General features: G+C 77.7%; 1 pseudogene. It reads right to left on the bottom strand.

Going from position 1 to position 8551, the window contains the following annotated elements:
• Positions 1 to 31 precede the first annotated feature (31 nt).
• Positions 32 to 8518: pseudogene (locus ACFPM7_RS25420) on the bottom strand (type I polyketide synthase); the annotation flags it as partial.
• Positions 8519 to 8551: the final 33 nt, after the last annotated feature.

Below are 8551 nucleotides of genomic sequence, written 5' to 3'. Positions count from 1 at the left end.
CAACAACTCCCGTCGGGGACAGGCACTGGTCTCACGAGATGCCGAACTCCTTGCCGATGAACTCGAACATCTCGTCGTCGGAGGCGATCAGCAGGTCGGGGCCGTCGGCGGGCTCGGCGTCCCAGCGGGCGGCCAGCGCGCGCAGCCGCTCGGCGACCCGCGCGCGCTGCGCGGCGTCGGCGGAACTGTCGGCCAGCGCCTTCTCCAGCCGGTCGACCTCGGCCAGCACCGGGTCGTCGGCGGGCCGCTCGGGCAGCAGCAGGGCGCGCAGCCGCTCGGCGAGCGCGGCCGGGGTCGGGTAGTCGAAGACGACCGACCTGGCGAGGTCGAGCCCGGTGGCCGAGGCGAGCCGGTTGCGGAACTCCACCGAGGTCAGCGAGTCGAAGCCGAGGTCGGTGAAGGCCTGCTCCGCGGCGATCTCGCCCGCGTCGGCGTAGCCGAGCACGGTGGCCGCGGTGGCGCGCACGATCCTGGTCAGCGTGGCGTCGCGCTCGGGGCCGGACATGGCGGCCAGGTCGTCGGCCAGGCTCGCCGGGTCCTCGCCCGGCTCGTCTTCGGCGGACTGGATGGCGGCGCGGGCGGCGGGGATGCCGTCGAGCAGCCGGGTGGGGCGCACGGCGGCGAGGCCGGGGGCGTAGCGGGTCCAGTCGATGTCGGCGACGGTCAGCGTGGTGTCGCCGACGCGCAGCGCCCGCTCCAGCACCGCGACCGCGCGCGCCGGGTCCAGCGGGGTGACGCCCGCGCGCCGCATCCACGCCTCGACGGCGGCGTCGACGCCCATGCCGGACTCCGCCCACGGCGACCAGGACACCGACAGCGCGGGCAGGCCGAGCCCGGCCCGGTGCTCGGCGAGCGCGTCGAGCAGGGCGTTCGCCGCGGCGTAGCTGCCCTGGGCGGCCGCGCCGATGCTGCCCGCGATGGACGCGCACAGCACGAACCGGGTGAGCGGGCGCCCGGCGGTGAGGGTGTGCAGGTTCCACGCGGCGACGGACTTCGCCGCCAGCATGGCGTGCAGGCGCTCGGGGGTGAGGTCGGTGAGCATGCCGTCGTCCAGCACGCCCGCGGCGTGCACGACGCCGGTCAGGTCATCGATCCCGGCGAGCAGCGCGGCCAGCGCGTCGGCGTCGGCGGCGTCGCAGGCGGCGATCTGCACCTCCGCGCCGAGCCCGCGCAGCTCCTCGGCGAGTTCGACCGCGCCGGGGGCGGCGGAGCCGCGCCTGCTGGTGAGCACGAGGCGCGGCACGCCGTCGGCGGCGAGCGCGCGGGCGACGTGCCCGCCGAGCGCGCCGGTGCCGCCGGTGATCAGCACGGTGCCCTCGGCGGGGATGTCCGCGCCGCTCGCGGTCCCGGTGGGTGCGGGGACCAGCCGGCGGGCGTGGACGCCGGCACGCAGCGCCAGCTGGTCCTCGTCGCCGGGGGCGGACAGGAGCGCGGCGAGGCGGTCGGCGGTGTCGGTGGTGATCTGCTCCGGCAGGTCGACCAGGCCGCCCCAGCGGTCGGGGTGCTCCAGCGCGACACCGCGCCCGAGGCCCCAGACGCCCGCCTGGGCGGGGGCGCGCAGCCGCTCGCCCGCGACGGCGACGGCTCCGCTGGTCAGGCACCAGAGCGGGGCGGCGACGCCGGTCTCGCCGAGGGCGTTCACCAGCTCGACGGTGGCGGCGAGGCTGGCGGGCGCGGTGGGCTCGGGCTCGTCGGCCAGAGCCAGCAGCGACACCACACCGGCCAGGTCGGCGGGCAGGGCGCGCAGCTGGGACCGCAGGTCGGCCGCCGGGTCGACGGTGACCGCGGTCAGCGAGCCGAGGACGGCGGTGTCCACACCGGACGGGACGACCGCGGCCCAGGTCCCCTCGGGACGGCCGGTCGGGGCATCGACCGGGGTCCAGGCGACGCGGTAGCGCACGGAGTCGGCCCGGCCGCGGTCGCGATAGGCGGTGATCGCCGGGAGCACGGCCGCGGCGGCGGCGACGTCCACCCCGAGGGCGGCGGCCGGGTCCTCGGCGGTGGCCAGCGACGTCCACCAGCCGTCGTCCTGCGCTGGGGCCTCGGCGGAGTCCTCCGGCCAGAAGGAGCGGCCCTGGAACGGGTAGGTCGGCAGCTCGGCGAGCCCGACGCCGGCGAAGACGGCGGACCAGTCCAGCGGCACGCCGTGCACGTGCAGCGCGGCGAGCGCGGTCGCGGCGGCGGCGTCCTCGCGGCGGTCCCTGCGCAGCAGCGGCACGGCCGCGCCGACGTCCTGGGTGAGGGCGCTGAGGCTGCCGTCGGGGCCCAGCTCGATGAACACGTCCGCGCCGAGGTCGGCGGCGGTGCGCACGGCGTCGGCGAAGCGCACCGCGCCGCGGGCCTGGGCCGCCCAGTAGTCGGCGTCGCCGAGGTCGGCGACCACCTGACCGGTGAGGGTGGACACGACCGGGACCGCGGGCGGTCGGGCGTCCCGCCCGCGCACGGCCCGCGCGAACTCCTCGGTCATGGTGTCCATATGGCTTGAGTGAAACGCGTGGCCGACCGGCAAACGCCTAGTCTTTGCCCCCCGCTCCGCCAGCTCGGCGGCGACCGCGGCGACGGCGTCCTCGTCCCCGGCGATGACCGTCGCGGCGGGCCCGTTGACGGCCGCGATGTCCACTCCCGGCCCGATCAGCGGCTCGACCTCGGCGACCGGCAGGGCGACGGCGACCATCGCCCCGCCCTCCCGCGCGCCCTGCATGAGCCTGCCCCGGACCACGGCCAGCTCGGCGGCGTCGGCCAGCGACAGCGCGCCGCTGACGTGCGCGGCGGCGAGTTCCCCGACCGAGTGCCCGATCAGGAAGTCGGCCGTGACGCCCCAGGATTCGATGAGCCGGTAGAGCGCGACCTCCAGGGCGAACAGCGCGGGCTGGGCGTACTCGGTGCGGGCCAGCAGCGCGGCGTCGGCGAGCACCCGCTCCAGCGGGACGGGCAGGTCCAGGTGCGCCGCGGCCTCGGCGAGCGCGGCGGCGAACACCGGGTGGCGCGCGGCCAGCTCGGCGCCCATGCCCGCGCGCTGCGTGCCCTGGCCCGCGAACACGACGGCGACCTTGGCGGGCGCGCCGACCTCGCCGGCCAGGCCGGGCACGCCGTCGGCGACGGCGGCCAGTCCGGCGGCCAGCTCGGCCGGGGTCCCGGCGACGGCGGCGCGGTGGGCGAAGGCGGCGCGGCCGGTGGCGAGCACGCGGCCCGCGGCGGCCGGGTCGAGGCCGGGGGTGGCCGCCAGGTGCGCGGCGAGCCGGGCGGCCTGCTCGCGCAGGGCGGCGGGCGTCTTGGCCGAGAGCACCCACGGCACGGGCCCGCGGTCGGCGGGCTCGGGCTCGGCGTCCGGGGACTGCTCCAGGATGACGTGCGCGTTGGTGCCGCTGACCCCGAAGGCCGACACCGCCGCGCGGCGCGGCCGTCCGGTCTCCGGCCACGGGGTGGCGGCGGCGAGCAGGTCCACCGACCCGGCCGTCCAGTCCACGTGCGGGGTCGGGGTGTCGGCGTGCAGGGTCGGCGGCAGCACGCCGTGCCGCATCGCCTGCACGAGCTTGATCACCCCGGCGACGCCGGCGGCGGACTGCGCGTGCCCGATGTTGGACTTGATGGAGCCCAGCAGCAGCGGGCGCTCCCGCTGCTGCCCGTAGGTGGCGATGATCGCCTGCGCCTCGATCGGGTCACCGAGCGGCGTGCCCGTGCCGTGTGCCTCGACAGCGTCCACATCGGACGGCCGGAGCCCGGCGTTGGCAAGCGCTTGCCGGATCACCCGTTCCTGCGACGGCCCGTTCGGCGCGGTGAGCCCGTTGGACGCGCCGTCGGAGTTGACCGCGCTCCCGGCCACGACCGCCAGCACGCGGTGGCCGTTGCGGCGCGCGTCGGACAGGCGCTCCAAGACGACCACGCCCACGCCCTCGGCCCAGCCGGTGCCGTCCGCGCCCGCGCCGAAGGCCTTGCAGCGCCCGTCCGGCGCGAGGCCGCCCTGGGCGGTGAAGTCGATGAACGCCGCCGGGGTGGTCATCAGCAGCACTCCGCCCGCCAGCGCCAGGTCCGATTCCCCCGAGCGCAGCGAGCGCGCGGCCAGGTGCAGGGCGACCAGCGAGGAGGAACACGCGGTGTCCACGCTCAGCGCGGGGCCCTCCAGGCCGAGCAGGTAGGCGACCCGCCCGGACAGGACGCTGGAGGCGTTGCCCAGGCCGACGTGGGCGAGCACGTCGGCAGCGGAACGCTTGAGCAGTTCGGGGTAGTCGGTGACGTTGGCCCCGGTGAACACCCCGGTCGCCGTGCCCGCCAGCGAGCGCGGGTCGATCCCGGCGGCCTCGATCGCCGCCCAGGAGGTCTCCAGCAGCAGCCGCTGCTGCGGGTCCATCGCCACGGCCTCGCGCGGGGAGATGCCGAAGAAGGCGGCGTCGAAGCGGTCGATCCCGGACAGGAAGCCGCCTTCCATCGTCGCCGAGCCACCGGAGGCGGTCAGGCCCGCGAGGTCCCAGCCGCGGTCGGCGGGGAACGGGCCGATGCCGTCGCGGCCCTCGGCGACCAGCTCCCACAGCTGCTCGGGTGTGGTGACGCCGCCCGGGTAGCGGCAGGCCATGCCGACGACGGCGATCGGGTCGTCGGTCTCGGCGGTGTGCGCGACGGCGGTGCTCGTGCGGCCCGCGCCGCCGAGGTGCGCGGCGAGGGCGGCGGGCGTCGGGTGGTCGAAGACCAGCGTCGCGGGCAGCTCGCGGCCCAGGTCGGCGGCCAGCGCGGTGCGCAGCTCGACGGCGGTGAGCGAGTCGAAGCCGAGCGACTGGAAGGACCGGTCGGCTTCGACGGCGTCGGTCGAGGCGTGGCCGAGGACGGCGGCGGCGCGGGCGCGGACGAGGTCGAGCAGCGAGCCCGGGGGGACGGCGCGGGCCGCGGGCGGAGCCGGGCGGGTGTCCTCGGCGGACACCACGACGCCGTCGGCGTGCTCCAGCAGGTCCAGCGCGGTGTCCTCGACCGGGCCCGACGGCCAGGCGAGCAGGGCGGCGGGCGCGCCGCGCTCACGGCGCGCGGTGACCGCGGCGACGGCGGCGGCGTGCGCGAGCGCGTCGGCGGCGGACCCGTCCAGCGCGGCGGCGACGACCAGGTCCCCGGCGAGGGCGTCGACCACGGCGAGCCCGGCCCGGACGGTGTCGGCGGCGGCTTCCGCCGCGTCCGGGTCCAGCGCCGACAGCGCGGTGTCGTCCAAGCCGCGCACGGCGACGTAGGCGGCGTCCAGGGTGTCGCCGCCGAGGGCGGAGGCCATGGCGTCGGCGTCGGTGAAGGGGGCGTCCACGACGACCACGTCGACGGGGTTGTCGGTCCCGAGGCCGCGCAGGCGCTCGGCGAGCGCGTCGGCTGAGCCGCCGGTGCTCGTCAGGACGATGCGCCGGGCGCCCCGGCGGACCAGCCACTCCGCGATCCGGCCGCCGATGACCTCGGTGCCGATGACGAGCGCGGTCCCCGGGACCGGGCGGACGTCGGCGGGCGCGGCGGGCACCAGGCGCGGCGCCGAGACCCGCGCGCCGTCGATGCGCGTGTGGTTCTCGGTACCCGCCGCCAGCACCTGCGGCAGCAGCGCCGGATCGGCGTCGGCGGACACGGAGACGAGACCGCCCCAGCGCTCGGGGTGCTCGGCCGCGATCGCGGCGGCCAGACCCCACGCGGCGTCGGCCGGGTCGGCGAGCAGCCACAGCGGCGCGGTCGTCCCCGCGAGGGTCCGCAGGACGCCCGCCACCCCGATCGAGCCGAGCGCCAGCACGCCCTGGTAGGCGTCAGGGCGGATGGCGTCCACGGTCACCACATCGGTCTCGACACCGAGGTCGGGAACAGCCGCGCCCTCGGGGGCCACGGCCAACCACGGTCCACTGAGGACGGCGTCCGGGAGGGTGACCGGGGTCCAGGCGGTCTCGCGCAGGCCGGTCGGCTTCTCCAGCGGGGTCGGCCAGTGCCGGGTGCGCTGGAAGGCGTAGGTGGGCAGGTCGACGCGGCGCCCCGGCACGGCGGCGGCCCAGTCCACCGCCACCCCGCGCACGTGCAGCGCGCCGAGCGCGGACAGGGCGGACTCGTCCTCGGGCCGGTCGCGCCGCAGCAGCGGGACCGTGCCGGGGGTGACCGCGCTCAGCGAGCCGTCCGGGCCGACCTCGACCAGGACGTCGGCGTCCAGGTGCGCGACCGCGTCGGCGAAGCGCACGGGCCGCCGGATCTGCTCCACCCAGTAGTCGGCGGTGTCCATGGCGGCGGGCAGGCCGGTCACCGTCGAGATCAGCGGGATCTCGGCCGAGCCGAAGGAGATCCCCGCGATCGCCTCCCGGAACCGGTCGAGCACCGGCTCCATGGCCGGCGAGTGGAAGGCGTGGCTGACGCGCAGCCCGCGCGAGCCGACACCGGCCTCGGCCAGCCGCGCGGCGACGGCGTCCACGTCGGCGGACGCCCCGGCGACCACGAGCGCGTCGGGCGCGTTGACCGCGGCGATCACCGCCGACCCCAGCAGCGGGCGGACGGCGTCCTCGCCCGCGCGCACCGACAGCATCGCCCCGCCCGCGGGCAGCGCGGCCATCAGCCGGGCGCGGGCCACGACCAGCGTCGCCGCGTCGTCCAGCGACAGCACCCCGGACACGTGCGCGGCCGCGATCTCGCCGACCGAGTGCCCGACCAGCGCCTCCGGCCGCACGCCCCACGACGCCAGCAGCCGGAACAGCGCGACCTCGACCGCGAGCAGCGCGGGCTGCGCGTTCCCGGTGTCGTCCAGGCCTTCCCCGCTCGCGATGACCGGGCGCAGCGGCGCGCCCAGCTCGGCTTCGAGCGCGTCCAGCACCTCGGCGTAGGCGTCGGCGAACACCGGGAAGCGCGCGGCGAGTCCCGCGCCCATCCCGGCGCGCTGGCTGCCCTGGCCCGCGAACAGCAGCGCCGTCACCGGCTCGTCGGCGGCGGTCCCGGCGACGACACCGGGCGCGGCGCCGGAGGCCAGCCACGCGGTGAGGGCGTCCCGCCGGGCGGGCGCGCCGTCGCCGACGACGGCGAGCCGGTGCGGGAACGCCGAGCGGGTGACCGCGAGGGAGTGCGCGACGTCGCGCGGATCGCCGTCGGGGTGGGCCAGCAGCCGCACGGCCTGCGCGCGCAGCGCCTCGGCCGTCTTGCCGGACAGCACCCACGGCAGCGTCTCCCGAACGGCCTCTCGCACCGGCTGCCGCTCGGCGGGGTCCTCGGCGGGCGCTTCCTCGATGATCAGGTGGGCGTTGGTGCCGCTGAACCCGAAGGACGACACCCCGGCCCGGCGCGGCCGTTCCCCGCGCGGCCACGGACGGGCCTCGCCGAGCAGCGCCAGGCCGCCCTCGGCCCAGTCGACGTGCGGGCTGGGCTCCTCGACGTGCAGGGTGCGCGGCAGCACGCCCGCGCGCAGCGCCCCGACGACCTTCGCGATGCCCGCCACGCCCGCGGCGGCCTGCGTGTGCCCGATGTTGGACTTGAGCGAGCCCAGCCACACCGGGTCATCGCGCCTGCCGGAGCCGTAGACCTCCAGCAGCGCGGCGGCCTCGATCGGGTCGCCGAGGCTGGTCCCGGTGCCGTGCGCCTCGACGGCGTCCACATCGGACGGGGCAAGCCCGGCGTCGGCCAGCGCCGCCCGGAGGACCCGCTGCTGGGCGGGCCCGTTGGGCACGGTCAGCCCGCTGGTCGCGCCGTCGGAGTTGACGGCCGAACCGCGGATCACCGCGAGCACCGGGTACCCGAGCCTGCGCGCGTCGCTCAGCCTGGCCAGCACCAGCACCGCGACGCCCTCGGCCCAGGAGGTGCCGTCGGCCGCGGCGGCGAACGCCTTGCAGCGGCCGTCGGCGGCGATGCCGCCCTGCCGGTCGAACTCGGCGAACAGCTCCGGCACCGACACGATCGACACCCCGCCCGCGAGCGCCAGCGACGACTCCCCCGCGCGCAGCGACCGCACCGCCAGGTGCGTGGCGACCGCCGACGACGAGCACGCCGTGTCCACGGTGACGGCGGGCCCGTGCAGGCCGAGGGTGTAGGCGAGCCTGCCGGAGAGCACGCTGGCGGTGTTGCCGGTGCTGATGTGGCCCTCGTCGCGCTCCACGGAGGTGCGCAGCAGCTCGGCGTAGGTCTGGCCGCTGGTGCCGACGAACACCCCGACCTTCTCCCCGCGCAGCGCCAGCGGATCGATGCGGGCGTGCTCGACGGCCTCCCACGCGGTCTCCAGCAGCAGCCGCTGCTGCGGGTCCATCGTCACCGCCTCGCGCGGCGGCACGCCGAAGAAGTCGGCGTCGAAGCGGTCGACGGTGTCGAGGAACCCGCCGCGCCAGCGCCGCGCGGAGGCGGGCCAGCCGCGCTCGGCCGGGACCTCGGTGATGGCGTCGCGGCCGTCGGCGACCAGCCGCCACAGCTGCTCCGGCCCGGTCACCGACCCCGGCAGGCGGCACCCGATCCCGACGACGGCGACCGGCTCGGCCGCCCGCGAGCGCAGCTCATCCAGCGTCCGCCGGGTGCGGTGCAGGTCGGCGGTGACCCGCTTGAGGTAGTCGCGGAGCTGCGTCTCGCCTGCCATCGGGGTCCCTCTCGC

Origin of the sequence: Actinokineospora guangxiensis (assembly GCF_042657845.1) — a bacterium.
GTDB lineage: Bacteria > Actinomycetota > Actinomycetes > Mycobacteriales > Pseudonocardiaceae > Actinokineospora > Actinokineospora guangxiensis.
This window is presented reverse-complemented; position numbering and strand designations above follow the sequence as displayed.